The following is a 21,925-nucleotide window of genomic DNA, read 5'->3' on the forward strand; positions in this document are numbered from 1 at the left end:
CATGGATTTCATCATCAAGCGCCTGCGCGAGCCGTCCACCTATGCCGGCATTGCCGCGTTCCTCGCCGGTTTCGGCCTGCTCGGCCTGACCGAACAGGACTGGAACCAGATTTTTGGCGCCCTGGCCGCCCTCGCCGGTGTCGCCGCCATCTTCCTCGGCGAAGCGCCCAGGGACGGCGCGCAATAGGCTCATGCTCTCCATCCTCAATGCTTTAAGCGCGGCCTTCCGCTTCCTCACCGGCCTCGCGGCGTTCCTATCCGAACGCCGCCAGATCCAGGCCGGCGAGGACCGGGCGGCGGCGCGCTCGCTGAAGGAGCAAGCCCGCCATGTCCAGACCGCTCGCGCCGCTCGCCGCCGCGTTGATTCTCGCAGCCTGCCAGAGCACGACCCCGACCGCCGTGACTGACACCACCTGCCTCGCCATGGAGCCCATTACTTATTCGCGTAAGGATAGTCCGCAAACCGCAGTGCAAATCCGCCAGCACAACGCCGCCTTCCGGGCCATTTGCGGGGAGTGACATGGGTAAGCTTACGTAGTTATTAACCCGGAGGGTGAATTAGGATGTTTTATAGCAAATTATCAATATTCTTGAGATGATATAGCTGAAACCCGGATGCGACGGCCACTCGCATCCATGTTCAAGCCGATACCATGATCAGATATTTCGGACAGGTCGAACTCGATATCTGTGCCCGCACCGTCGCCCGGCTCGGCGGCGGCCAGCCGGAAGAGCTCCACGCCCCGCTCGCCTGGGTGATTCGCAACCGCCTGCAAACCACCTCCGGCCGGCGCGGCGCCGAGCCGGACCTTGCGCGAACCTGTCAGGACATTTTGCGGGAAGCCGATGGAAGGGCGCCGCTGCTGCCCGCCAAAGCTCAGCTGACGGCCGCCGACTGGTGCCGGATTTACGCCGTCAACTGCTTGGTCTGGGCCGGAGATTTGGACGACACCACCGCCGGGGCGACCTCGTGCCACCGCCACGACACCACCAGGAGCTGGGCGCGCGGCCGCACGCCCACGGCGCTGCTCGGCCCCTATATATTTTTCCGCTAGGCCATCCTGCCACCCCAATGGCAGGCTATGCTATGTTCATGACGCATTCACTGTGTCTCTGCATTCTTCACGGCTGAAAGAGAATGCAAGCCCAATGAGACTCGCGCATCCATTGCTGCTCGCGGCCACGGCCGCCTTTTCCTTGGGGGCGACCGGCGTCGCGGCCCAGAGCAGTTGCGCGCCCAATTGGACCGCCAATCAATATAAGTCGTTCGGCGTGCTGCAGAACGAGATCAAAAAGCAGTTCGGCGAAGTGAGAATATTGCGGGTCGCCCTGTGCGGCGAAGGCGGCGATGCTTACTTCCAAATCGTGATCATTTCAGGTCAGGGCGAAGTCCGACGTGTGCAAATCGCCGCCACCAGCGAGGCGCCGGGATGAAGTTGTGCCCAAATGCCGATTGCCCGCCCGGTGGTTTTGTTGCAAAACCTTCAACGGAGCATTCGCAACAAATCACGGGCAACGAATATGCGGCTTCTCGTAGTCGAGGATGATCGGGACCTCAGCCGGCAGCTCGTCTCCGTTCTGAGCCAGGCGGGCTACGCCGTCGACACCGCGTTCGACGGCGAGGAAGGCCATTTTCTCGGCGATACCGAGCCTTATGACGCTGTCATCCTCGATCTCGGCCTGCCCAAGCTCGATGGTCTCAGCGTGCTCGAAAGCTGGCGCCGCGACGACCGCCGCATGCCCGTGCTGATCCTGACCGCCCGCGACCGCTGGAGCGACAAGGTCGCCGGCATCGATGCGGGCGCGGACGATTACGTTGCCAAGCCGTTCCATGTCGAGGAGGTGCTGGCTCGGGTGCGCGCGCTTTTGCGCCGCAGCGCCGGCCACGCCAAGAGCGAGATCGAATGCGGACCCTTGCGGCTCGACACCAAGATGGCGCGGGTCACCATGGACGGCGTGCCGGTCAAGCTGACCTCGCTCGAATACCGGCTGCTGGCCTATCTCATGCACCATCAGGGCCGGGTCGTGCCGCGCCTTGAACTGGTCGAACATCTCTACGAGCAGGATTTCGACCGCGATTCCAACACCATCGAAGTGTTCGTCGGGCGGCTGCGCAAGAAGATTTCACCGGATTTGATCCTCACGGTTCGAGGCCTCGGCTACAGGCTCAATGCACCTGAAAATGAAGCGTAACTCGCTATCGCGGCGTCTGTTCTTTTCTTCCGCCATCTGGACGCTTCTCGTCCTCCCCTTCGCTGCGGCCGTCCTGGTCTCACTTTACCGCGACGCCGTCGAGCGCAGCTTCGATGCGCGGCTCAATCAATATCTCGAATATTTGATCGCCATCACCTCACCCGACCAGGGCATTGACGTGATGGAGCCTGCCAATCTCGGCGAGCCGCTGTTCAGCCTGCCCTCGTCGGGCTGGTATTGGGAGATCAAATCGCTGGGCGGGCCGCCCGTCGATTTCAAATCCGTATCGCTCGCTTCGGAGGCGCTGAAGCTACCGAGCCAGATGGGCGTCGTCCCCGACGAGACCGAGATCCGCAAGGCGTATCTCGCCGGGCCGGAACAGCAGGCGCTGCGGGTGCTGGAGCGCGAGATCACCATCACCCAGAAGGACCAGCAGCGGCGCTATGCCTATGCGGTCGCGGGCGATGCGGGCGAGATCGGCGACGAGGTCGCCGCCTTCAGCACCATGCTGGTGATCGCCTTCTGTATGCTCGGCGCGGGGCTGCTGATCGCGACCTTCTTCCAGGTCCGTTTCGGCCTGCGCCCGCTGGATGAGATCGGCGAAAAGCTGGTGGCGATCCGCTCGGGCAAGGCCTCGCGCCTCGAAGGCAGCCTGCCGGAGGAAATCCAGCCGCTGCAGGAAGAACTCAACGCGCTGATCCAGTCGAACCAGGCCATCATCGAGCGCGCCCGCACCCATGTCGGCAATCTCGCCCATGCGCTGAAGACGCCGCTCAGCGTCATCACCAACGAGGCCCGCGAGCGCGAAGACGAGTTCGGCCAGAAGGTCGCCGATCAGGCCGAACTGATGCGCGAATATATCACCCACCATCTGACCCGCGCCCAGATCGCCGCGCGCGTCAGCATCGTCGGCGGCGTCACCGATGTCAGCGAGACCGTGAACTCGTTGACCCACGCCCTGTCGCGCATCTATTCCGACCGCAATATCAGCTTCGTGGTCGAATGCCCGTCCGACGCCAAATTCCGGGGCGAGAAGCAGGATTTGCAGGAGATGGTCGGCAATCTGCTCGACAATGCCTGCAAATGGGCGGACGCCAAGGTGAAAATCTCCGTGGCGACGGATGGCTCGGCCAAGACGGCCAGCAACACCCGCAACCTGACCGTGCTCGTCGACGATGACGGGCCGGGCCTGCCGCTTTCCGAATTGGAGAGCGTCGTGCGGCGCGGCAAGCGGCTCGACGAGACCAAGCCGGGCTCCGGGCTGGGGCTATCCATCGTCGCCGATCTCTCGGAAATGTATTACGGCAGTTTCGTGCTGCAGCAGGCGCCGACCGGCGGCGTGCGCGCCAAGCTGACCCTGCCGGCGGCATAATAGTCGCAAAAAAGCCAGATTAGGGGTTTCTACCAGGACACAATAGGGGCTTATTGCAGGTTGGGATTGAGTCGGCCGCCCAGGCGGACTCTCACAAACGGGGAAGTCATGAAACTCATCAGATTTCTTGGCGTGGGCGCTCTGCTGCTTCCGCTTTGGGCTTGCGGTCCGGCCGGCAGCCATCAGGAAGGCGGAACTGTCGTCGGCGCCGTGGCCGGCGGCATCATCGGCAATCAGTTTGGACATGGCGCCGGCCGCGTGCTGGCGACGGCTACGGGCGTGGTCGTCGGCGGCCTGATCGGCAGCAGCATCGGCCGCGACATGGACGAGGCCGACCGGCGCTATGCGCTCGAAGCCGAATATCGCGCGCTCGAAGACGATGACGACGAGGAATGGCGCAACGAGCGGTCCGGCCATCGCGGGCATATCAAGCCGCGCCGTTCCTACCGTTCGGCCGGGCGGACCTGCCGCGAATATGAGCACACCGTCTATATCGACGACCGGCCGCAGACCATGGTCGGCAAAGCCTGCCGCCAGGATGACGGCACCTGGAAGGCCGTCAGCTAAGCCGACGAAGATTTCATCAGGAATGTTTGGAAATGCCCGCCCTCGTGGCGGGCTTTTTCGTATTTGGGCTGTGGCGGAGGGCCGCGCCGCGCGTTTCTACTTGATTACCTCCCCGCAAGCCTTGATATGCAGGGTTCAATCAAGATCGGGCGAACCGCCAATGCTTCTCTGGACCGTCTTTGCCGCGCTGACCGCCTTCGCCGCGCTGCTGATCGTGCGGCCCTACTGGCGGCAAGGTGAACGCGCCGCCGCGCAGAGCCACGATGTCGCGGTCTACAAACAGCAACTCGAGGAGATCGAGGAGGAGACGGCGCGCGGCCTGCTCGGCGAGGCCGAAGCCCAGGCGGCGCGCATCGAAGTCTCCCGCCGCATCCTCGCCGCCTCGGACGACTTTCACGCGGCCGGACCGCCGCGCGGCTCGGCGTCGGCGCCCTATGTCATCATCGGCCTGCTGGCGACGATCTCGATGGCCGCCTATCTCGTGTTCGGCTCGCCGAACCTGCCGGACCAGCCGCTGCACGCCCGCGCGGCGCCCGAGGACAGCCAGCCCTCCATCGAAAGCCTCGTCGCCCGTGTCGAGGCGCGGCTGGCCACCAATCCCGAGGATGGCGCGGGCTGGGCGGTGATCGCGCCGGTCTACCTGCGGCTCGGGCGCTATGACGACGCGGCCAAGGCGCTGAAGAACGCCATCCGGCTGGTTGGCGAGACCCCCGACCGCCTCGGCGATCTCGGCGAGGCGCTGACGCTGGCGGGCGGCAATAAGGTGAGCGGAGAGGCCGCCGCGGCGTTCCAGAAGGTTTTAAGCCTCGAGCCGCAGAATGAGCGGGCGCAATTCTGGCTCGGCATGGCCGACGAGCAGGGCGGCAAGCTCAGCGAAGCCGCCGGCCGCTACCGCAAGCTGCTCGCCCAAACTTTGCCCGACAATGTGCGCAATATCGTGCAGCAGCGGCTGACCGATGTCGACGCGCGGCTGGCCGGCGCGCCATCGGCTCCCGAACAGGCGGCGATGATCGACAAGATGGTCGCCGGACTGGCCGAGCGGCTGAAGGCCGATGGCTCCGATCTGGAAGGCTGGCTTAAACTGATGCGAGCCTATACGGTGCTCGGACGGCGGGACGAGGCCCTGGACGCGCTGAAACGGGCGCAAGGGCAATTCGCCGGCAATCAGGAAGCGCTCGCCCAGATCGACCAGATGGCGAAGACGCTCGGCCTCACGTCCTGATGATGCAACAGCGAGGTTCTTGCAAGAGATGACCCGAAAGCAGCGCCGATCCGTCCTCATCCTTTCCGGCCTCGCCGTGCTCGGCCTGGCGGCCTTCCTGGTGCTGTCCGCGCTGCGCGAATCCATCGTCTTCTTCTACAGCCCGAGCGAAGTCGCCGCGCAGTCGGTGCAGCCCGGCACGCGCTTCCGGCTCGGCGGCATGGTCTCGGCGGGCAGCCTGAAGAAACACGGCGGCACCGATGTTGAATTCGAGATCGGCGACGGCTCGCGCGCCATCACGGTGAATTATCGCGGCCTGCTGCCGGACCTCTTCCGCGAGGGGCAGGGCGTCATCGCCGAAGGCAAGCTCGATCCCGGCGGCCGCTTCATCGCCGACAATGTGCTGGCCAAGCATGACGAAACCTATATGCCGCGCGAAGTGGCCGACAGCCTGAAGAAGCAGGGCACATGGCGCGGCGGCGAAGCCCACGCGGAGCCCGCGACCCAATAATGATAAGGACAGGCGGTCTCGCATGATCGTTGAAATCGGCCATTTCGCTCTCATTCTCGCCTTTGCCGTCGCCTGTCTGCAGACGGGCTCGGTGGCCTGGAGCATGTGGTCGGGCGATGACGAGCCGCGCGGCATCGCCGCCCCCGCCGCGCTGGCGCAATGCGCGCTGCTGGCATTGTCCTTCTGGGCGCTGATCTGGTGCTATGTCGTCTCCGATTTCTCGGTGCAGAACGTCTTCGCCAATTCCCACGCCGATAAACCGCTGATCTACAAAATCTCCGGCGCCTGGGGCAATCATGAAGGCTCGATGCTGCTCTGGGTGCTGATCCTGGCCATTTTCGGCGCGGCGGTCGCGGCCTTCGGCAACAATCTGCCGGCGCGGCTGAAATCCAACGTGCTGGCGGTGCAAGGCTCGATCGGCATCGCCTTCCTCGCCTTCATCATCGTCACTTCGAACCCGTTTACCCGCATCTGGCCGGCGCCCTTCGAGGGCCAGGGGCTGAACCCGATCCTGCAAGACCCCGCCTTGGCGATCCATCCGCCGCTGCTCTATACGGGCTATGTCGGTTTCTCGATGGCCTTCTCCTTCGCCATCGCCGCCTTGATGGAAGGCCATATCGGCGCTGCTTGGGCGCGCTGGGTGCGGCCCTGGACGCTCGCCGCCTGGATGTTCCTCACCGTCGGCATCGCCATGGGCTCCTGGTGGGCCTATTACGAGCTCGGCTGGGGCGGCTGGTGGTTCTGGGACCCGGTGGAGAACGCCTCCTTCATGCCCTGGCTCGCGGGCACGGCTTTGCTGCATTCCGCCGTGGTGATGGAGAAGCGCGACGCGCTGAAAGTGTGGACCATCCTGCTGGCCATCGTCACCTTCGCGCTCAGCCTGATGGGGACGTTCCTGGTCCGCTCCGGCGTGCTGACCTCCGTCCATGCCTTCGCCGTCGATCCGGCGCGCGGCGTCTTCATCCTCGCCATCCTCGGCATCTTCACCGGCGGGGGCCTTGCGCTTTTCGCATGGCGCGCGCCGCAACTGCGGCAAGGCGCGCTGTTCGCGCCGGTCTCGCGCGAAGGCAGCCTGGTCTTCAACAATCTGCTGCTGATGACGATCTGCGCCGCCGTGCTGATCGGCACGCTCTACCCGTTGGCCCTGGAATCGATCACCGGCGACAAGATCTCGGTCGGGCCGCCCTATTTCAATTCGGTCTTCGTGCCGCTGACGCTGATCCTGCTCATCACGCTGCCCTTTGGCCCGCTGCTGCCGTGGAAGCGCGGCAATCTGCGTGAAGCCGCCCGGCGGCTGAGCGTTGCGGGCGCCTTCGCGGTGACGGCGGGCATCGTGGCGCTGATCCTCAAGCCGGGCAGCTCGATGCTCGCGGCGCTCGGCATCGGCGTCGGCGTGTGGCTGATCATGGGCGCGCTGTCGGAGACTGCCTTCCGCGTAAAAGCTTTCGCCGCGCCTTGGCCGGAAGTGCTGCGCCGGCTGTCGGGCCTGCCGCGCTCCAGCATCGGCGGCATGATCGCGCATCTGGGCGTCGGGGTCGCCGTGCTCGGGATCACCGCGACCAGCGCCTGGCGCGTCGAGCACATCCAGGCGATGAAGCCGGGCGACCGCATCGCCTTCGCCGGCTATGAGGTGCTGTTCGAAAAGGTCGCCGCCCAGCAAGGGCCGAACTACCAGGAAACCTTCGGCGATTTCGAGCTGAGCCGTGGCGGCAAGCCGATCGTCGAACTCGCGCCGTCCAAGCGCCAGTACACCGCCCCACCGACCGGCACCAGCGAGGCCGCCATCCATGCGAGCTGGGCAGGCGATTTCTATCTGGTCATGGGCGACGCGGCCAAGGACGGCTCGTCCGTGGCCGTGCGGATGTACTTCAACCCGCTGGTCCGGCTGATCTGGATCGGCGCGGTCATCATGTTCATCGGCGGCGGCGTCTCGCTGAGCGACCGGCGCCTGCGCATCGGCGCGCCTGCGCGGCGGCGGGCGCCGGCTGAACCTGTCGCCGGTCAAGCGTGATGCGGCGCGGTTTACCACTGTCCGTGCTGGTGCTTGTGCTGGCTCTCGCTTGCGGACCGGCGCGCGCCGTGCAGCCGGACGAAATGCTCTCGGACCCGGCGATGGAGCATAAGGCCCGCGAGATCTCCGCCGAATTGCGCTGCCTCGTCTGCCAGAACCAGTCCATCGACGATTCCGACGCCCCGCTCGCCCGCGACCTGCGGCTGATCGTGCGCGAACGCCTGAAGGCCGGCGACGACCGCGCGGCGGTCATCGACTTTGTCGTCGCGCGCTATGGCGAGTTCATCCTGCTGCGGCCCAGGCTGACGGCAAAGACGGTGCTGCTGTGGCTCGCGCCGCTGCTGCTGCTCATCGGCGGCGGCTTTCTGGCCTACCGCCTCTTCCGCCGCCCCCGCGCGGAGGTGATGGCCGCTCCCGCGCCCCTCAGCGACGCAGAACGCGAAAAACTGCGCGGCATCCTCGGCAAGGGATAGCGTCTCCAGGCACGGTCTTGGTCCAGGCTACCGGCTCTCCCGGAACCAGGTCAGCATGATCATGCCGAGGAACAAGGCGAGCGCCAGATAGCCCGACAGCAGCGGCGTATATTGCACGCCGCGCACCACATAGGCCTCGCGGTCCTTCAGGCCGAGCCAGTTCTGGCCGTGGTAGCGCGTGGCGGATTGCAGCATGGCGAGACGCGGCAGGTCGCGGGCGGCGGCGCCGTTGGTGCCGCCCATCCAGAACTGGCCGCCGCCGGTCGCGTCGGCGATCGGGCGGATCGGCTCGTCGGTCGCGGCGACCTTGGAGAATTCCCGGCTGTTGGCCGCGCCGACCAGCGCGACCGCCGTCAATTCGTCCATGGCGATCTTGTGCAGGCCCGGCTCGGTCGCGGTCAGGCGGCCGCGCCACAGACCCGGCCCGACCTTTTCCATCGGCACGGTGACGCTCTTGTCGGTCGGGGTCGTGACGGTGGCCTCGCCGACCTCGTCCTTCATGCTGCGGCGCTCGAGCACGATGCCCTGCCGGTCGGCGGTGGCCTTCAGATATTCCTCTTCGAGATCGGGCTCCTTCATCAGCCAGTGCGACAGGCGGCGCAGCAGGTCGGAATGCGGGCCGCCGCCTTCATAGCCGCGCGCCCAGAGCCAGACGTGGTCTGACAGGAAGGTCGCCACCCTGCCCTTGCCGCGCCGCGACAGGATCAGGAGCGGCGCCTTGTCCGGCCCGTCCATGACGACATTGCCTTCCAGCGCGGTGGATTCGACGGCGCGGAACCAGCGGCCCCAATGCGGCTCCTCCTCGGGCGTGACGTTGGCGCCCGGCAGGCCAGCCGTTACCGGGTGGCGCTCGCCGATCTCGGTGACCTTCGGGCGGAAAGGCTGCTCGATGGTGCGCCCGGTCGGCTGGGCGGGCAGCACGTCGCCGAGCGGCGTGCGGAACAGGCTGACATCGCCGGCATAGTCGGAACCCGCCGCGACCAGCACGGCGCCGCCGTCCTCGACATAGCGGGCGACATTGTCGAGATAGATCAGCGGAAGGACGCCGCGGCGCTGATAGCGGTCGAAGATGATCAGGTCGAATTCGGACAGCTTTTCGGAAAACAACTCGCGGGTCGGGAAGGCGATCAGCGAGAGCTGGTTGATCGGCGTGCCGTCCTGCTTTTCCGGCGGGCGCAAAATGGTGAAATGCACCAGATCCACGGAAGCGTCGGAGCGCAGGAGGTTGCGCCAGGTGCGCTCGCCCGCGTGGGGCTCGCCCGAGACCAGCAGCACCCGCAGATTTTCGCGCACGCCCTCGGCCTGCAGCGCGACGCGGTTATTGGCCAGAGTCAGCTCGCCGTCCTCGCCCGCCAGTTCGACCTCCATCAGGGTGGTGCCGGCATGGGGGAAGGGGAAGGGCAGCTTGACGACATCGCCATAGGGGACGCTCAGCGTCTCCTCGGTCTGGTCGGCGCGGCGGACGCGCAGGATGGCGGGATGCGAGGCGCCGTCCTTGCGGCTGGTCACGGCGCGCAGCTCGACCGTCTGCTCGCTGCCGACGAGGCCGAAGCGGGGCGCTGAGATCACCTCCAGCCGGTTGTCGAATTCATTGGGCGTGCCGACGATCAGCGCATGCACCGGCGCGTCGAAGCCGAGCTTCTTCACTTCGGTGGGCACGTCGTGGATCTGACCGTCGGTCAGCATGACGACGCCGGCGAGGCGTTCGGCGGGGATGTCGGACAAAGCGCGGTTGAGATCGGCGAAGAGCGTGGTTTCCTCGGCGCTCGAGGAGGTGCCGCCTGAGCTTTCCACCCAGCGCACTTCAAGCTGATCGAGCGAGCCGAAGCGCGTTGCAAGCTGGCTGCGGATTTCAGCCGTGCGCTGCTCGCGGCCGGCGATGCGCTGGCTGGCGCTCTGGTCCACCATCACCACGGCGATATTGGCGAGCTTCTCGCGTTCCTCTTCCTTGAGATTCGGATTGGCGAGCGCCAGGATCAGCAAAGCGAGGCTGCCGACGCGCAAAAGCGTGCCGCGCCGTCCCCGCCAGATCAGCACCAGCGTGATCAGCAGGCCGACGATGCCGGCGCCGACCAGATAGGGGATCGGCAAGAAGGGCAGAAACTCGATGGTCCAGTTCATTCAATAACCTTCACTCTGGTCATCCCCGCGGCAGGCGGAGATCCAGCATTTTCAGGCGTCCGTTGCTCGCGGGTCCCCGCCTGAGCGGGGACGGCAAATGCCGTTACTGGCCCAGCCGCTCCAGGAGCGCCGGGACATGCACCTGATCGGCTTTGTAATTGCCCGTCAGCGCGTACATCACGATGTTGATGCCGGCGCGATAGGCCATTTCGCGCTGCAGGTCGCCGCCCGGCACGGTTGCGTAAAGCGGCCGGTTGTCGGAACCGCGCGCCCAGGCGCCAGCGAAATCATTCGAGGTGATCAGGATCGAGCTGACGCCGTCCGCCTTGAGGGCGCGGCGGCCGTCGCCGCTTTCCTCGGGCGCGCGCGCCTCGACCCAGAGCGTGCCGCCATCCCAGCGGCCCGGAAAGCCGTTCAGCAGATAGAAGGCCTTGGTCAGCACATGCCCCTCGGGCACAGGCTCCAGGCGCGGCGTGTCGAGCTTGCCGATCAGATTGGCGAGCGCCGGCGACTGGCCGGGAATGCCGCCGCCGAAGCCGGTCGGCATCTGGTAGTCCTTGGTGTCGAAGACGATCATGCCGCCTTGCTTCATATAGGCATCGACCTTGGCCAGCGTCGCGTCCGGCAGCGGCTCGGCATCGGTTCGCACGGGCCAGTAGAGCAGCGGGAAGAACACCAGCTCGTCGCTATCGACATTGACGCCCATCGGCTCGCCCGGCTCGATGGCGGTGCGCGCGGCGATCACCCGCGACAGGCCCTGCAGGCCGCGCTGGCTGACTTCATCCAAGGCGGCGTCGCCGGTGATGACGTAAGCGAGCCGTGTCGTCAGCGCCGCCTTCAGCGCAAAATCGTCTGCGGCGGGATCGGTGGCCTGCGCGAAGGCCGGGCGCGGTGCCGCGACCAGGGCGGCGGCCGCCAGGGCGATGATCGCGATGGCGGCTGCGGCGCGGGCGGCGCGGCGGCCCTGAAGCAATCCTCCGGACATCATGGCAAGGGTCACGAGTGCATCCACAGCGAAAAATCCAAAAGCTGCAAGGAGAAGCCAGGGCATCAGCAGCACGGGTTTACGGGCCTCATAGCTGAGCAGATTGGCGCCAAGCCGGGCCGGATCGAGCGGTTTGAGTTCGCTCTCCGGCCGCATGACGTTGAGGGCGCGGGTGCGGCCCGGCTGCCCGTAGAAGCCGGGCGGGTTGCGCGGGCTGGGGGAGACGCTGTCCGGGTTGGCGGCGGGCAGCGCGTTGGCCGTCACCGGCGGCTGGCCCATGCGGCCAAAGCCGTCCAGCGTCCGCCACGGAGTGAGGAATGCGGTGCGCGTCGAGGCGTTGATGGCGTTGTCCTTCGAGGCGCCGGTGCCGCCATCGCCGGCGCCGGCTTCGGGCGCGTCAGCGGCGTTGGACAGCTCGGCGGTGCGGCGGAGCATATCGACGAACAGGCCGGACATCGGCAGGTTCGACCAGTCGGAATTGGCGGTGATGTGGAACAGCACCAGCCAGCCTTCGCCGAGCTTGGAGGCGGTGACCAGTGGCGTGCCGTCATCGAGCCGGGCCCAAATTTGGGCGGAGGGCCGCTGTTCGGCGGTCGGATCGGCCAGCACCTGCCGGTTGACCAGCACATCGGCCGGGGCGGTCAGGCCGAAATAGGGGCTTTCCTCTTCGAACGGGGCGAGCTTTTGCGGCGTGCGCCAGGACAAAGCGCCGCCGAGCGTGCGGCCGCCTTCGCGCAAAGGCACCGGCAGCAGCGCGTCGCCGCCTTTTTCGAGGCGCGGGCCGGCGAAGCGCAGCAGCATGCCGCCCTTCTCGACCCATTGCGTCAGCCGCGTCTCGGTCTGGCCGATGAGCTGGCCGATATTGGCGAGGATGACCACGGACGGCTTGCGCTCGAGCAGCGCTTCGCTGGCCCGTTCGATATTGCCGGTCGAGGCGACCATCACCTCGCCATGCGGCGCGAGGGCGCGCTCGATATAATGCGTCGGCGACAGGAGCGGCTGCGAGGCTTCGCGCGCTTCGCCGGAGATGATGCCGAAGCGCTGCCAGAGCGAGCGCGAGTCGAGCAGATAGGCCGCGCCCGAGGAGGCTTCGCGGTCGATCTCCAGGCGCGTGACCTGATTGCGCAATTCCAGCGGCAGGTTGATGACGACTTCGGTCGAGCGCTCGCCGTCCTTTAGCGCAAAATCGGTTTCGGCGAGGCGCGCGCCGCGTCCGCTCAGCGCCGCGATGCTGCCGACGCGCGGGGCGCCGCCCGGCGTCGTGACGCGCGCAACGAGCCCTTTCTGGGCGCTGGAATGTCCGGCGAGGCCGAGCGGTTCGCCGCCCGGCGCATCGGCGACGACAGCGAATTCACCACCCGCCGCCACCCGCTTCAGCGTTGCCGCCAGCGCATCGGCGCCGCCGTCGTCGATGCCGTCGCTCAGCCAGACCACGTCATAGCCCTTGGTGTCGCCGAGCGTCTTGTCGAGCGCAGCGGCGATCTCGGCGCGGTTGCCGGCATAGGGCATGGGGACGAGGCTGCTCGCCCGCTCGCGCGCCTTGACCGGCGTCATCGGTTCGAGCGACACGGCCGAGCCCACATCCGCCGTGGCGACAATCCCGACCGCCTGGCTGTTGCTCTCGGCCCGCTGCAAAAGCGAGGACAGCATATTCTGGCGCTCCGGCCAGCGGCTCGCCGAGGCCCAGCCATTGTCGACGACGATCAGCAGGTTGCGGCTGGCGCCGGCGGTCTCCTTCTGCGGATTGTAGACGGGACCGGCGAGCGCGCCGATGATCAGCGCCGCGATCAGGATCCGGAGCGCCGTCAGCCACCAAGGGCTGCGCGAAGGGGTTTCCTCCTGCGAGCGCAGGCCGAGCAGCAGGCGGATCGGCGGGAAGGCGATCTCGACCGGGCGCGGCGGGGTGAAGCGCAGCAGCCACCAGATCACCGGCAGGGCGACGAGGCCCGCCAGCATCCAGGGCGTCAGAAATCCGATCATGCCGATGGTCATGAGGCTCCTCCGGCGACGCGCTCATCGTTGACGAGGCCGGATTTCGACGCCGTTCTGGCGCGGTAGCTCGAAGACTGGCCGGAAAGGCGGGTGTGCAGCGTCAGAAGCGCCTCGCCCGCCGGGCGATCGGTGTGATGCATGAGATAGGACCATTCCAGGCGGCGCGCGAGGCTGACGATGGCTTCCTTGTGCAGCCTCAGCCGCTCCCCGTAAGCCTTGCGCAGATCCTCGGCGCGGCCGGCGAGGACACGTTCGCCGCTCTCGATGCCGGAAAATTCCACGCGGCCATTATAGGGCAGCGTTTCCTCCGCCGGATCGATGATATGGATCAGATGTCCGCGCACGCCCTGTCCGGCGATATATTCGCAGGCCGCCGCCAATTCTTCCGGCGGATCGAGGAAATCGCTGACCAGGATGCATTCGGAGAAGCGGTTCAGCGGCGGGCGCGGCGGCAGGCTGCCGAAAGCGGCGCCGCTCTTTTCCTGCTGCGCGATGGAGAGGGCGATGTTCTGGATCACCTTGCGGCCCGAAGCCGGCGGGCTGCCGCCGAGCAGGCCGACGCGCTCGCCGCCCGCCAGCGCCAATTCGCCGATGGCGAAGGCGAGGATCAGCGCCCGGTCGCGCTTGGGCTCGGGCGCAATATGCGACTGGAACACCATGGAGGGCGACAGGTCGGGCCAGATGCGCAGCGTGTGCGCCGCTTCCCATTCCCGCTCGCGGATGTAGAGATGGTCGGAGGAGGCTGATCGGCGCCAGTCGATGGCAGGCGCGCTGTCACCGGTGGCGTAGTGGCGGAACTGCCAAAATGTCTCGCCGGGCCCTGCACGCCGCCGGCCGTGAATGCCATGCGCCACCGTCTGCGCAACCCGGCTGGCCTCGACCAATAGAGAGGGCAATCGTTTTGCCAGCGCGTGGGCCGACAATTCCAATTCGTGAGTCGACTTGCCTTCTCTCTGCCCTTGCAATCCTCGCATCCTCTAAGTGTCGGTTAGCCCAGCGGCTTGGTCAAGCTCGCAACGACGTCGGTGATGGCGACATCGTCGGCACGGGCCGCGAAGGACAGCGCCATGCGGTGTTTCAGGATCGGCTCGGCGAGCGCCACCACGTCGTCGATGGAGGGCGCGAGGCGGCCGTCGATCAGCGCGCGGGCGCGCACGGCCAGCATCAGCGCCTGGCTGGCGCGCGGGCCGGGGCCCCAGGCGACATAATTATTGACTCGGTCGCTGGCATCCGGCGTGCCCGGACGGGCGGAGCGGACCAGCTTCAGAATGGCCTCGACCACCTGCTCGCCGACCGGAATCTGGCGCACGAGGCGCTGCGCGGCGAGCAATTCCTGCGCCGACAGGATCGGCTGCGGGCGGCGGTCCTCGGTGCCGGTGGTGGCGAACAGCATCCGCCGCTCGGCGACCATGTCGGGATAGGTGACGTCGATCTGCACCAGGAAGCGGTCGAGCTGGGCCTCGGGAAGCGGGTAAGTGCCTTCCTGCTCGAGGGGATTCTGCGTCGCCAGGACGTGGAAGGGCGTCGGCACGTCGTAACGGTGGCCGGCGACGGTGACGTGATGTTCCTGCATCGCCTGCAGCAGCGCGGACTGGGTTTTCGGGCTGGCGCGGTTGATTTCGTCGGCCATCAGCAGTTGCGTGAAGACCGGGCCCTTGATGAAGCGGAAGGAACGCGAGCCGTTACCGGTCTCCTCCAGAACTTCCGAGCCGACGATGTCGGACGGCATCAGGTCCGGGGTGAACTGGATGCGCTTGTTATCGAGCCCGAGCACCCGGCCGAGCGTATCGACGAGGCTGGTTTTGGCGAGGCCCGGCACGCCGATCAAAAGTGCGTGACCGCCGGACAGCAGCGTCACCAATGTCAGGTCGATTACATGTTCCTGGCCGAAAATCACGGAAGAGGCTGCGTCCCTGACACGCGCCATCTTCGCGCTGGTGGCCTCGAGGCGCTCGACGATATCGGCTTCGGGTTGTGTAAGATTCATCATCTCTCATTCACTCGAACTGAGAAGCGCCAGTTCCGGCAGTCGCGGCGGCGCATGACCTACTTATCAACTATTTGGCGAAACACCCCCCGAGCGCAAGCGCCATCTCCGCACAGGGGCCACACGTGATATGCCTGCCGCCATCCGGCATCGGCGCCGGGCGGCTGTTTCAGTGGCATGGCGGTCCTATATTGCCTATGGAAAAGCGGCGAGGACGTTAATGAGCATGAGAATAGAAAGCGGCGCGTTTACGGCGGACGATTTTCAGCGGCGCGCAAAGGCTTATGCACGGCCGGTGGAGGAGGCGGATTCGGTCGCCCGGAGCGAGGCGCTGGGCCGGGGCGATTACGACCTCAACCCGGATCTGCTGGGCGCGCCGCCGCCGCCGGGCGGCTATCGCGCGGCTAGCGTGCTGATCGGCATCGTCGACCGCGAGCCGGGCGCAACGGTCGTGCTGACTTTGCGCGCCGAGCATTTGCCCACCCATGCGGGCCAGATCGCCTTCCCCGGCGGCCGTGTCGATCCGGGCGACGCGACCGTCATCGACACTGCGCTGCGCGAGGCCCACGAGGAGATCGGCCTCGACCGCCGGTTCGTCACCCCGCTCGGCCTGTTGGACGGCTACCGCACGCGGACCGGCTTCAACATCGTGCCGGTGCTGGCGGTGATCGCGCCGGCTTTCTCGGTCGCCGCCGACGAGCGCGAAGTGGCCGAAGTCTTCGAAGTCCCGCTTGCCTTTCTGATGAGCGTCGCAAATCATCAGCGCCATTCGCGCGAATGGCAGGGACAGCTCCGTCATTTTTATGCAATGCCTTATGGCGAACGATATATTTGGGGCGCTACTGCTGGAATTCTGCGCATGATGTATGAAAGGCTTTACGCGGAATGATCAGGATCGTCCTCATCAATCTGCTGCTCCTGCTGCTCCTGCTGCTTCCGCTGATCGTCTATTTCACCTATGTCGCGCTGCGCCAGCAAAACCAGCCGGGCGCGGAAATGCTGGCCAACGCGCCGATCTTCTGGCTGCTGGCCGCCGGGGCGGGTTTGATGCTGATCGCGATCGTCATTCTCGGCCAGTGGGAGACCGGCAGCATCAGCGGTCATTACGTACCGCCGCATATCAAGGATGGCGTGGTGGTTCCGGGCCATATTGAATAGATCTCTTCTCCCTAGCGGATCAATGCCATGGCAGCACCGCCGGACGAAACCGGCCTGAGCGTCGCCGGGGCGGCCTGGTTTCAGCGCCGGGGCGTCGAAGCCGTCTTCGCCGCCCTGAACCGCGACGGCCACGAGGCGCGCATCGTCGGCGGCGCCCTGCGCAACACGCTGATGGGCCTGCCGGTCGGCGACATCGATTTCGCCGCCACGGCGCGTCCCGACGAGATCATCCGCTTCACGCAGGAAGCCGGGCTGAAGCCGGTGCCGACGGGCATCGAGCACGGCACCGTCACCGTGGTGGTCGCGGGAACGCCGTTCGAGGTGACGACCTTGCGGCGCGATGTCGAGACGCATGGGCGGCGCGCGACGGTGGCCTTTACGCGCGACTGGGCGGCGGATGCGGCGCGGCGGGATTTCACCATCAACGCGCTCTACGCGGCGGCGGATGGGCGGGTGATCGATCCGCTCGGCGGCTTGCCGGATCTGCGCGAGAGCAGGGTGCGTTTCATCCATGCGCCGCGCGAGCGCATCCGCGAGGATTATCTGCGCATCCTGCGCTTTTTCCGCTTCACCGCCGATTATGCGGGCGGCGCGCCCGACGCGGAGGGGCTGGCGGCCTGCGTCGCCGAAAGGGCCGGGTTGGCGAAACTGTCGCCGGAGCGGGTGCATGCGGAGCTGTTCCGCATTCTGGTGACGCGGCGGCCCTTGGCGGCGCTGGAGCCGATGGCCGAGAGCGGCCTGCTGACACTGATCCTCGGCGGCGTGACGCGGCTGGCGCATTTCGAACGGCTGGCGGCGCTGGAGACGGCACTCGGCGAGAATCCCGCGCCGATCCGCAGGCTTGCCGCGCTGGCGGTGATGGTCGAGGAGGACGCGGCGCGTCTGGCGCTCCGGCTGCGGCTGTCCAATGCCGAGGCGGCGCGGCTCGATGCGATGGCCGCGCTGGAGCCGGTGCTCGACCCAAGCCTGGGCGAAGCGGCCGCGCGCGAGGCGCTGTACCGGCTCGGCTCCTCCGTTTTCCGCGACCGCGTGCTGATCACCTGGGCACGGTCTTCGGCGGGTACATCGGATGAGGATTGGCGCGGACTGGCCGCGTTGCCCGGCCGCTGGAAGGCGCCGGTCTTCCCGCTGAAAGGCCAGGATCTCTTGGCGCACGGCATCCCGGCCGGCCCGCGCGTCGGAGCGCTGCTGCGCGCGCTTGAAGCCAAGTGGGTTGCCTCGGGTTTTGCGCCGAGCCGGGAAGATTTGCTGAGCGATGTGGACGAGACGCGGGCTGCAAAGTCCCCTCACCCGGTCGCTGCGCGCCCACCCTCTCCCTCAAGGGGAGAGGGCTAAGCGGAACTAGAGGGTAAGCATAGCCCCACCACGCGCGCCGTTTCGCCCGCTCCCCGGGCCTAGCTCGCCAAATCCCGCGAGCGCCGGGCCGCGGCATCGACGGCCTTGCGCAGCAGCTCGCGCAGCGGCGCATCGGCGGCGCCGGGCTCGCCCATCAGCACGGCGAGCGCCGCGGCGGTGGTGCCGCCCGGCGAGGTCACGTTCTTGCGCAATTCGGCGGGATCGAGCTCTGATTGATGCAACAGCTCGCCCGCGCCCGACACCGTCGCCCGCGCCAGCCTGGCCGCCAGCTCCGGCGCCAGCCCGGCCGCGACGCCCGCCTCCGCGAGACATTCCGCCAGCAGGAAGACATAAGCCGGACCGGAGCCGGACACGGCCGTCACCGCGTCCATCTGCGCCTCGTCGTCGAGCCAGACCGTCTCGCCCGCCGCCGCGAGCAAGCGCTCGCAAAGCTGCGCCTGTTCGGGCCGCACCGTGTCATTGGCATAGAGCGCCGAAATGCCCCGGCCGATCGCGGCGGGCGTGTTCGGCATCGCCCGCACGATCGCGATACCTTGCGTGAAATGCGCCGCCATCGCGGCGATCGTCCGCCCCGCCGCGATCGACAGCACCACCGTATCCGGCCCCGCCATGGGCGCGACTCCCGGCAGCACCTGATCCATGAGCTGCGGCTTCACCGCCAGCACGATCACCCCCGGCGGCACCGGCGGCACGCCCGTGCCGAGGCCCGCCTCGGCGATGATCCTGGCGATCCCGGCCCCAGGCGACGGGTCCTCGACGAAAATCCGCCCCGGCTCGATGCCCTGCGCCAACCAGCCCTTCAGCAGCGCGCCGCCCATGCGGCCCGCCCCGACCAGCAATATCGGCGCATTGGCTGTTTCGCTCATGCCTGTCCTTCGGTGTCGAACATGGCGGTGGCGATGGCGTCTTCCGCCCGCTTGCCCGCCCAGACCACGAATTGGAACGCCTGATAATAGCGCTCGCAGGATTCCAGCGCCGCCTGCAACAGCGCCTCGCATTGCCCCGGCGTCGGTTCGGCCCCATGCAGCATCAGGCTGTGCCGGTAGAGCAGCACGCCGTCATGCGCCCACAGATCGAAATGGCCGATCCAGAGCTGCTCGTTGATCTGCGCCAGGAGCCGGTAGACCTCGGCGGTGCGCGACATCGGTACCTTCAGGTCGAAGGCGCAGGCAATATGCAGCGACTCCAGATCGTCGCGCCAGTTGAGCGACAGATGATAGTCGCTCCAGGTGCCCGCAATGGCCACCGTCAGTTCGTCATCGGCGGATCTCTCGAACGGCCAGTCGTTGATCGAGGCGATCTGTTCCGTCAGATCGATCGGATTGGTGAGGCGCGTGAAATCCGGTAGAGCAGATGCCATTCGAAAACCTTCGCGTTCCGTTGCGTTGGCGGGCGTACTCTGCGCAAAAAGAAGGTGAGAAGCGCCGAAGCGCCTTAGTCCCTCTGTACCCATCGAAGCGCGTAGCAGTGTTCGCTCGGCAGCCGCAAGGCGGACGCCATCTTCTCCACGGGGAAAACGCTTTTTACTACGGATGCTGTGCGGGCGTTGTCACACCTGACGCCGCCTCGAGCGCCTCGACCCGTTTGGCGAGCCGTTCATTCTCCTCGAGCGCCTTCGACGCCATCGCCTTGACGGCTTCGAAGTCCTCGCGCTGCACCACATCCAGATCGCGCAGCACCTTCTCGGCCTGCGAACGGAAAAAGCCTTCGGCGTCCTGGCGAAAACCCTGCGCGGCGCCGGCGGCGTCGGTCATCAGCTTGGCCAGTTCGTCGAAGAAGCGGCTGGTGGTCTGTGTCATGAAACTGTGGTCTCCGATGGTCAAATTGTCCAGGCACGGATCATATGCAGGATATTGGCGGCGCGAGCTCGCCGGATCAAGGCTTGGCTCGCGGCGGCGCGCTCTGCTAACTAACGCGTTCGAACATGCGCGGGAAGCCGCGACGGAGGACACGCGCAATGGATTTGATGGCCATTCCTTTCCCAGGAATCGATCCGGTCGCCATCGGGCTCGGTCCCGTGCAGGTGCGCTGGTACGGGCTAGCCTATCTGAGCGGGCTGACGCTGGGCTGGCTCTATATGCGCCGGCTGCTCCGCGAACCGGCGCTGTGGGGCGGCGCCGCGCCGATGCGGCCGGAGCAGGCGGACGACTTCCTGCTCTGGGCGACGCTCGGCACGGTGATCGGCGGGCGGCTGGGTTTCATCCTGCTCTATGAGCCCAATCTCTTCCTGCACGATCCGCTGCGCGTCTTCTCCGTCTGGCAGGGTGGCATGGCCTTTCACGGCGGCCTCGCCGGCGTCATTACCGCCATCGTGCTGTTCGCCCGCGCCAACCGCATCCCCTGGCTCAAGCTGGCCGATCTCTGCGCCGCCGTGGTGCCGTTCGGGCTGTTCTTCGGCCGCATCGCCAATTTCATCAATGGCGAGATCTACGGCCGCCTGACCGACGTGCCCTGGGCGGTCGATTTCCCCGCCAGCGTGTTGGAGTCCGGCCACCTGCCCGGCCCGCGCCATCCGACGCAGCTTTACGAAGCCTTCTTCGAAGGCATCGTGCTGTTCCTGATCCTGCGCTATCTCACCCATTCGCGCGGCTCGCTGAAATTTCCCGGCCTGACGGCAGGCGTGTTCCTATGCGGCTACGCGCTGGCGCGCATCGGCGTCGAATTCTTCAAGGAATGGGATTTCAACCAGTACTTCACCACGCCCTATTTCTCGGAAGGCATGGTCTATTCGCTGCCGATGCTGGCCTATGGCGTCTACCTGATCGCGCGGGCGACGCGGCGTCATCCCGTAGCGGCTTAACACGATTGTGAAATTCAACATCTGCCGATACTCTGGAGACTATGTCACGACGGAGCTCTGATGGACGAGATTGGCCGCTCTCCCATCGATAGCCTCAAAAACCACCTCGCCGAGCGTGGGCCGATGAGTGTCGGCGATTACATGGCCTGGTGCCTGACCGGCAGCGAGGCCGCCTATTACCGCAGCGGCAACCCGATCGGCGCGAGCGGCGATTTCGTCACCGCGCCGGAAGTCAGCCAGATCTTCGGCGAGCTGATCGCCATCTGGGCCTATACGGTCTGGCAGTCGATGGGGATGCCCCGGCCGTTCAACCTCGCCGAACTGGGACCGGGGCGCGGCACGCTGATGCAGGACGCGCTGCGCGCCGCCCGCGCCATGCCCGGCTTCATCGATGCGGCGCAAATCCATCTGGTTGAGACCTCCGAGGCCCTGCGCGCCAAGCAGCAGCAGGTCTTGTCCGCCTTTTGCGCGCCGAACTGGCATCAGACCGTGCAGGCCGTGCCGCATGAGCCGCTGATCGTCATCGCCAATGAGTTTTTCGACGCGCTACCGGTCGAGCAGCATGTGTTCGAGAAGGGAAGCTGGCATCGGCGCGTCGTCTCGCTGAACGCCGCCGGGCGTCCGGCGTTCTCGACGGGGCGCCTCGCCGTTCCGCCGGTGGAACTCATGCCTCCGGAGCCGCCGCGCGAGGGCGACATCCTCGAGCACCGGCCCTCCGCATCCGCGCTGATCGCCGAATTCGGACGCCGCGCGCAATCCGCGCCGGTCGCCGTGCTGGTCGCCGATTACGGCTATGAGCGCCGCGATTATGGCGACACGCTGCAGGCGGTCCGCACGCACGGCTATGCCAATCCGCTCGAAGCGCCGGGCGAGACCGATCTGAGCGCCCATGTCAATTTCGCCGAGCTGACCCACGCCGCCGAATCGGCCGGTCTGAATGTCTGGGGGCCGATGCCGCAGAGCGAATTCCTGCTGTCGCTGGGGCTGGAGGCGCGGCTGCGGGTGCTGATGTCCGCCGCTAGAGGGGAGCAGCGCTCGGCGCTGTTCCTCGGCGCCCGGCGTCTGGTCGACCCCTTCCAGATGGGCAATCTGTTCAAGGTGATGGCGATGACCAGCCGCGACCTGCCGCCGCCCGCGCCGTTCGAGGCCAGACCTGCGCTGCGCGGATAGCTGCCATTTCGACAGCGTTCCGCCTGCA

The 21,925-nt window shown here is 66.6% G+C and carries 23 protein-coding genes; 16 read left to right on the top strand and 7 right to left on the bottom strand.

Annotated elements, in window-relative coordinates:
- Window position 1 precedes the first annotated feature (1 nt).
- The 11 genes from BLEFHOIH_RS23630 to BLEFHOIH_RS23680 all read left to right on the top strand — a co-directional run bounded on the left by BLEFHOIH_RS23630 (window position 2) and on the right by BLEFHOIH_RS23680 (window position 8,328).
- The gene (locus BLEFHOIH_RS23630; RefSeq protein WP_088348516.1) at window positions 2-187 is read left to right on the top strand and encodes a hypothetical protein; all 186 of its coding nucleotides are present in this window, start codon (window positions 2-4) and stop codon (window positions 185-187) included.
- 4 nt (window positions 188-191) lie between these two features.
- The gene (locus BLEFHOIH_RS26450; protein WP_125461874.1) at window positions 192-407 is read left to right on the top strand and encodes a hypothetical protein; all 216 of its coding nucleotides are present in this window, start codon (window positions 192-194) and stop codon (window positions 405-407) included.
- Window positions 408-653: 246 nt separating this feature from the next.
- Window positions 654-1,055, top strand: coding sequence for a hypothetical protein (locus tag BLEFHOIH_RS23640; protein ID WP_088348518.1), 402 nt, complete (start codon window positions 654-656; stop codon window positions 1,053-1,055).
- A 94-nt stretch (window positions 1,056-1,149) separates the two neighbouring features.
- On the top strand, window positions 1,150-1,434 hold the full coding sequence (locus BLEFHOIH_RS23645) for a hypothetical protein (RefSeq protein ID WP_125461875.1): 285 nt from the start codon (window positions 1,150-1,152) through the stop codon (window positions 1,432-1,434).
- Window positions 1,435-1,521: 87 nt separating this feature from the next.
- Window positions 1,522-2,193, top strand: a complete 672-nt coding sequence (locus tag BLEFHOIH_RS23650) for a response regulator transcription factor (RefSeq protein ID WP_088348520.1) — start codon at window positions 1,522-1,524, stop codon at window positions 2,191-2,193.
- Window positions 2,183-3,565 (top strand): ATP-binding protein, encoded by a 1,383-nt coding sequence (locus tag BLEFHOIH_RS23655; RefSeq protein WP_088348521.1) that lies wholly within the window; start codon window positions 2,183-2,185, stop codon window positions 3,563-3,565. The genes BLEFHOIH_RS23650 and BLEFHOIH_RS23655 overlap by 11 nt, the downstream gene beginning before the upstream one ends.
- A gap of 108 nt (window positions 3,566-3,673) precedes the next feature.
- Window positions 3,674-4,132 carry an RT0821/Lpp0805 family surface protein gene (locus tag BLEFHOIH_RS23660; protein WP_088348522.1) on the top strand — a complete coding sequence of 153 codons (459 nt, stop codon included), beginning with the start codon at window positions 3,674-3,676 and terminating at the stop codon, window positions 4,130-4,132.
- A 160-nt stretch (window positions 4,133-4,292) separates the two neighbouring features.
- A complete protein-coding gene (gene ccmI, locus BLEFHOIH_RS23665) occupies window positions 4,293-5,354 on the top strand; it encodes a c-type cytochrome biogenesis protein CcmI (protein ID WP_170937351.1) in 1,062 nt (353 codons plus the stop codon).
- Window positions 5,355-5,382: 28 nt separating this feature from the next.
- Entirely contained in the window at window positions 5,383-5,844 is a 462-nt protein-coding gene (gene ccmE / locus BLEFHOIH_RS23670) for a cytochrome c maturation protein CcmE (RefSeq protein ID WP_088348524.1), read from the top strand.
- Between the two features lie 22 nt (window positions 5,845-5,866).
- The gene (locus tag BLEFHOIH_RS23675; protein WP_088348525.1) at window positions 5,867-7,855 is read left to right on the top strand and encodes a heme lyase CcmF/NrfE family subunit; all 1,989 of its coding nucleotides are present in this window, start codon (window positions 5,867-5,869) and stop codon (window positions 7,853-7,855) included.
- Window positions 7,855-8,328 carry a cytochrome c-type biogenesis protein gene (locus BLEFHOIH_RS23680; RefSeq protein WP_088348526.1) on the top strand — a complete coding sequence of 158 codons (474 nt, stop codon included), beginning with the start codon at window positions 7,855-7,857 and terminating at the stop codon, window positions 8,326-8,328. The genes BLEFHOIH_RS23675 and BLEFHOIH_RS23680 overlap by 1 nt, the downstream gene beginning before the upstream one ends.
- A 27-nt stretch (window positions 8,329-8,355) precedes the next feature.
- On the opposite strand, the gene BLEFHOIH_RS23685 is transcribed toward BLEFHOIH_RS23680, so the two are convergent.
- From BLEFHOIH_RS23685 to BLEFHOIH_RS23700, 4 genes are all read right to left on the bottom strand, one after another.
- Window positions 8,356-10,449, bottom strand: coding sequence for a hypothetical protein (locus tag BLEFHOIH_RS23685; RefSeq protein WP_088348527.1), 2,094 nt, complete (start codon window positions 10,447-10,449; stop codon window positions 8,356-8,358).
- A gap of 103 nt (window positions 10,450-10,552) precedes the next feature.
- The gene (locus BLEFHOIH_RS23690) at window positions 10,553-13,426 is read right to left on the bottom strand and encodes a DUF4159 domain-containing protein (protein WP_088348528.1); all 2,874 of its coding nucleotides are present in this window, start codon (window positions 13,424-13,426) and stop codon (window positions 10,553-10,555) included.
- Complete coding sequence (locus BLEFHOIH_RS23695) at window positions 13,423-14,322, bottom strand: DUF58 domain-containing protein (RefSeq protein ID WP_245297168.1); 900 nt, start codon at window positions 14,320-14,322, stop codon at window positions 13,423-13,425. Before BLEFHOIH_RS23695 ends, BLEFHOIH_RS23690 begins: the two co-directional genes overlap by 4 nt.
- A gap of 92 nt (window positions 14,323-14,414) precedes the next feature.
- Entirely contained in the window at window positions 14,415-15,416 is a 1,002-nt protein-coding gene (locus BLEFHOIH_RS23700) for a MoxR family ATPase (RefSeq protein WP_088348530.1), read from the bottom strand.
- A gap of 217 nt (window positions 15,417-15,633) precedes the next feature.
- Between BLEFHOIH_RS23700 and BLEFHOIH_RS23705 the strand changes: the two genes are divergently transcribed.
- From BLEFHOIH_RS23705 to BLEFHOIH_RS23715, 3 genes are read left to right on the top strand one after another with little or no spacing between them, the layout of a single operon-like run.
- Window positions 15,634-16,302, top strand: coding sequence for a CoA pyrophosphatase (locus tag BLEFHOIH_RS23705; RefSeq protein WP_245297169.1), 669 nt, complete (start codon window positions 15,634-15,636; stop codon window positions 16,300-16,302).
- On the top strand, window positions 16,299-16,571 hold the full coding sequence (locus tag BLEFHOIH_RS23710) for a DUF6111 family protein (RefSeq protein WP_088348531.1): 273 nt from the start codon (window positions 16,299-16,301) through the stop codon (window positions 16,569-16,571). Before BLEFHOIH_RS23705 ends, BLEFHOIH_RS23710 begins: the two co-directional genes overlap by 4 nt.
- A gap of 27 nt (window positions 16,572-16,598) precedes the next feature.
- On the top strand, window positions 16,599-17,906 hold the full coding sequence (locus BLEFHOIH_RS23715; RefSeq protein ID WP_088348532.1) for a CCA tRNA nucleotidyltransferase: 1,308 nt from the start codon (window positions 16,599-16,601) through the stop codon (window positions 17,904-17,906).
- A gap of 59 nt (window positions 17,907-17,965) precedes the next feature.
- Here the strand turns inward: BLEFHOIH_RS23715 and proC are convergent, their stop codons facing one another.
- The 3 genes from proC to BLEFHOIH_RS23730 form a co-directional block, all read right to left on the bottom strand.
- On the bottom strand, window positions 17,966-18,793 hold the full coding sequence (gene proC, locus BLEFHOIH_RS23720; RefSeq protein ID WP_088348533.1) for a pyrroline-5-carboxylate reductase: 828 nt from the start codon (window positions 18,791-18,793) through the stop codon (window positions 17,966-17,968).
- Window positions 18,790-19,287: a YbjN domain-containing protein gene (locus BLEFHOIH_RS23725; RefSeq protein WP_088348534.1), complete on the bottom strand. Its 498-nt coding sequence runs from the start codon at window positions 19,285-19,287 to the stop codon at window positions 18,790-18,792. Before BLEFHOIH_RS23725 ends, proC begins: the two co-directional genes overlap by 4 nt.
- A 166-nt stretch (window positions 19,288-19,453) precedes the next feature.
- Complete coding sequence (locus tag BLEFHOIH_RS23730; protein WP_088348535.1) at window positions 19,454-19,726, bottom strand: accessory factor UbiK family protein; 273 nt, start codon at window positions 19,724-19,726, stop codon at window positions 19,454-19,456.
- Between the two features lie 158 nt (window positions 19,727-19,884).
- Between BLEFHOIH_RS23730 and lgt the strand changes: the two genes are divergently transcribed.
- Window positions 19,885-20,727, top strand: a complete 843-nt coding sequence (lgt, locus tag BLEFHOIH_RS23735; protein ID WP_088348536.1) for a prolipoprotein diacylglyceryl transferase — start codon at window positions 19,885-19,887, stop codon at window positions 20,725-20,727.
- Between the two features lie 60 nt (window positions 20,728-20,787).
- On the top strand, window positions 20,788-21,897 hold the full coding sequence (locus tag BLEFHOIH_RS23740) for an SAM-dependent methyltransferase (RefSeq protein WP_088348537.1): 1,110 nt from the start codon (window positions 20,788-20,790) through the stop codon (window positions 21,895-21,897).
- Window positions 21,898-21,925: the final 28 nt, after the last annotated feature.

Source organism: Rhodomicrobium sp. R_RK_3 (assembly GCF_002198715.1).
Taxonomy (GTDB): domain Bacteria; phylum Pseudomonadota; class Alphaproteobacteria; order Rhizobiales; family Rhodomicrobiaceae; genus R-RK-3.